The organism is Streptococcus sp. 1559 (assembly GCF_013276735.1).
GTDB classification, from domain to species: Bacteria; Bacillota; Bacilli; order Lactobacillales; family Streptococcaceae; genus Streptococcus; species Streptococcus pseudopneumoniae.
In genome coordinates this window covers 1-3179 of record NZ_VMLO01000140.1, presented here as the reverse complement: position 1 = coordinate 3179, position 3179 = coordinate 1, and the positions used below count along the sequence as shown (strand labels likewise).

The 3179-nt window shown below is 38.3% G+C and carries 4 protein-coding genes; all 4 read left to right on the top strand.

Annotation, left to right across the window (positions count from 1 at the left end; translation table 11 throughout):
• The first annotated feature begins 157 nt into the window (after window positions 1–157).
• A complete protein-coding gene (locus HT688_RS11465; protein ID WP_000734650.1) occupies window positions 158–466 on the top strand; it encodes a hypothetical protein in 309 nt (102 codons plus the stop codon).
• Window positions 467–708: 242 nt separating this feature from the next.
• A complete protein-coding gene (locus HT688_RS11460; protein WP_000521975.1) occupies window positions 709–1185 on the top strand; it encodes a PTS sugar transporter subunit IIA in 477 nt (158 codons plus the stop codon).
• Window positions 1186–1222: 37 nt separating this feature from the next.
• On the top strand, window positions 1223–1528 hold the full coding sequence (locus tag HT688_RS11455; RefSeq protein ID WP_000590563.1) for a PTS sugar transporter subunit IIB: 306 nt from the start codon (window positions 1223–1225) through the stop codon (window positions 1526–1528).
• Window positions 1529–1575: 47 nt separating this feature from the next.
• A complete protein-coding gene (locus tag HT688_RS11450; RefSeq protein WP_172923812.1) occupies window positions 1576–3051 on the top strand; it encodes a PTS galactitol transporter subunit IIC in 1476 nt (491 codons plus the stop codon).
• The last annotated feature ends 128 nt before the right edge of the window (window positions 3052–3179 follow it).

Genomic DNA, 3179 nt, shown 5'->3' with positions numbered 1-3179 from the left:
TCGTTATTGGGCGGTTACACTTAGACTGATATAGAGACCAGATAGGCAAACGAACTTGTTCTTGAGAAACTCCTCTGCTATAATGATTTTTGTAAGGGACGTGAGGCATCACTATCAGAGAACTCAAGTTCCTAAAAAAGAAATCGGAGATAAAGAAATGAAAAAATTATTGGGAATTGTCTTTTTATTAGCAGCAGTGACAGTAGTGTATTTTGGTTCTGTTGGCTGGCCAAGTTTAGATGTCAACCTCTGGTCTTTGATTCCGGTGGGTCTGTTCCTCTTTTTCACTCTAGAGAATCTTTTGAAAAAGGATTACAAGGCTAGTCTGATGTGTTTGATTATTGCCTTTATCATTGCGAATGCAATTTTGGACCTGTTGCCAATTTCAAGTGGCTTGGTGATTGGAGCAGGCGTCCTAGCTTGTGTAGGGATTGGCTATCTATTTCCTGATAAAGAAGGAAAATAATACTCTTCGAAAATNNCGGTGTTTTGAGCAGTCTGTGCCTAGCTTTCTAGTTTGCTCTTTGATTTTCATTGAGTATTAGAACAGAAAAATACTTGGAATATTTGTTTGTTTATTTTTATATAACAAACTATAAACACAACAAAAGTATAAAAAAAGACAAAAATCAACAGAAAACTATTGACAACGATTACATATAGTGTTATACTTATAGCATAAAGTTAATGGAAAGAAGGGAAAACCTTATGGGATTAGATCATTTCTTTGACAAAAACCTTGTGTTTTGCTTAGAAGCGGATAATCAAGAACATCTCTTTGATCAGGTTGCTACTTTATTGGAGGAACGAGAAATCGTGACTCCAACTTATCGTGAAGCCTTGATCACGCGTGAAAAGTCATTTCCAACTGGCTTAGATATGGAATTTTTGGGTAAGGATTTGCCGAATGTGGCTATTCCTCATACAGATATTGTTCATAATCTAGCTGAGAAAGTGGTGGTTGTTCGATTAGAAAAACCAGTAACTTTTCACAATATGATAGCTCCTGATAAGGAAGTAGAAGTATCCTTGCTCTTCTTTATCATCAATAACTCAAGTTCAAGTCAAACAAATATTCTGGCTCAGTTGATGGACTTTTTCACAGGAAATGGACATCTTGAAGACCTATCAAAAATTTCCGAACCAGAAAAACTTTATGCTTACATTGCTGAAGCAACCGCTTAATCTTGTCTATTAAAAAATAAAATCGGAGGAAATCTAAATGATTAAAATTCTTGCTGCCTGCGGTGCAGGTGTTAACTCAAGTCACCAAATTAAAAGTGCTCTAGAAGAAGAACTTTCAAACCGTGGTTATGATGTTCACTGTGATGCAGTCATGGTCAAAGATGTAAACGAAGACCTTATGAAAGGTTACGATATCTTTACACCAATCGCTGCAACAGACCTTGGTTTTGAACCAGGTATCCCAGTTATCGAAGCTGGACCAATCTTATTCCGTATCCCAGCAATGAGCGCTCCAGTATTTGACAATATTGAAGCAGCTATTAAAGAACACGGATTAAGCTAATTCTAATTTGTTAACATTCATATAACATAAAAAAGGGAGGAACTGTTATGGATGCAATCTTTGACCTAATCGGAAAGGTTTTCAATCCCATCTTAGAAATGGGTGGACCTGTCATCATGTTAATTATTTTGACAGTATTGGCTTTACTTTTTGGAGTGAAATTCTCCAAAGCGCTTGAAGGTGGTATCAAACTTGCCATCGCTCTTACAGGTATCGGTGCTATCATCGGTATGCTAAATGGTGCTTTCTCAGCATCACTTGCAAAATTCGTTGAAAACACTGGTATCCAATTGAGTATTACCGACGTTGGTTGGGCACCACTTGCAACAATCACTTGGGGTTCTGCTTGGACACTTTACTTCTTGCTCATCATGTTGATTGTCAACGTAGTGATGCTTGCTATGAAGAAAACCGATACACTTGATGTCGATATCTTTGATATCTGGCACTTGTCTATCACAGGTCTCTTGATTAAATGGTATGCTGATAACAATGGTGTGAGTCAAGGGGTTTCACTCTTGATTGCTACAGCAGCTATCGTTCTTGTCGGTGTGTTGAAAATTATCAACTCTGACTTGATGAAACCTACATTTGATGACCTTCTTAACGCCCCAAGTTCATCACCAATGACATCAACTCACATGAACTACATGATGAACCCAGTTATCATGGTTTTGGATAAGATTTTTGAAAAATTCTTCCCAGGCCTTGATAAATATGACTTTGATGCTGCTAAATTGAACAAGAAAATCGGTTTCTGGGGATCTAAATTCTTCATCGGTTTCATCCTTGGTATCGTTATCGGTATTATGGGAACTCCACATCCAATTGCAGGTGTTGCAGATGCAGATAAATGGCGTCTTGTTATCAAAGGATGGTTGTCTCTTGGTTTGACTGCCGGTGTATCTTTGGAACTCTTCTCACTTATCGGTTCATGGTTCATCGCAGCCGTAGAACCACTATCACAAGGTATTACAAACGTTGCTACTAAACGTCTTCAAGGACGTAAATTCAATATCGGTCTTGACTGGCCATTCATCGCTGGTCGTGCTGAAATCTGGGCTTGTGCCAACGTACTTGCTCCAATCATGTTGATTGAAGCTGTTCTTCTTTCAAAAGTCGGAAATGGTATCTTGCCACTTGCAGGTATCATCGCTATGGGTGTTACTCCAGCTCTCTTAGTTGTAACTCGTGGTAAATTGCTCCGTATGATTATCTTCGGAACACTCTTGTTGCCACTCTTCCTTCTTTCAGGTACACTTATTGCACCATTTGCAACAGAACTTGCTAAAGGTGTAGGTGCCTTCCCAGCAGGTGTGAGCCAAACTCAATTGATCACTCACTCAACTCTTGAAGGACCAATCGAAAAACTTCTTGGTTGGACAATTGGTAACACTACAACTGGTGATATCAAAGCAATTCTTGGTGCAGTAGTCTTCCTTGTATTCTATATCGGTATCTTTGCTTGGTACAGAAAACAAATGATCAAACGTAACGAAGAGTACGCAGCAAAAGCAAAATAATGCGCTCCTATAAAATGTAAATTGTTGAAACTAGGTTGTCATACTGTTTAGGAGTGACAGCCTAGGTTTTTTATAAACTATCAAGAAATCGGAGAAAATAATGGTAATTGAATTATACTCAATGAAAA

Excerpts from the sequence above, each read along its gene's own strand:
- HT688_RS11465 (WP_000734650.1), top strand. The coding sequence starts at position 158 with ATGAAAAAATTATTGGGAATTGTCTTTTTATTAGCAGCAGTGACAGTA.
- HT688_RS11450 (WP_172923812.1), top strand. The coding sequence starts at position 1,576 with ATGGATGCAATCTTTGACCTAATCGGAAAGGTTTTCAATCCCATCTTA.
- HT688_RS11460 (WP_000521975.1), top strand. The coding sequence starts at position 709 with ATGGGATTAGATCATTTCTTTGACAAAAACCTTGTGTTTTGCTTAGAA.
- HT688_RS11455 (WP_000590563.1), top strand. The coding sequence starts at position 1,223 with ATGATTAAAATTCTTGCTGCCTGCGGTGCAGGTGTTAACTCAAGTCAC.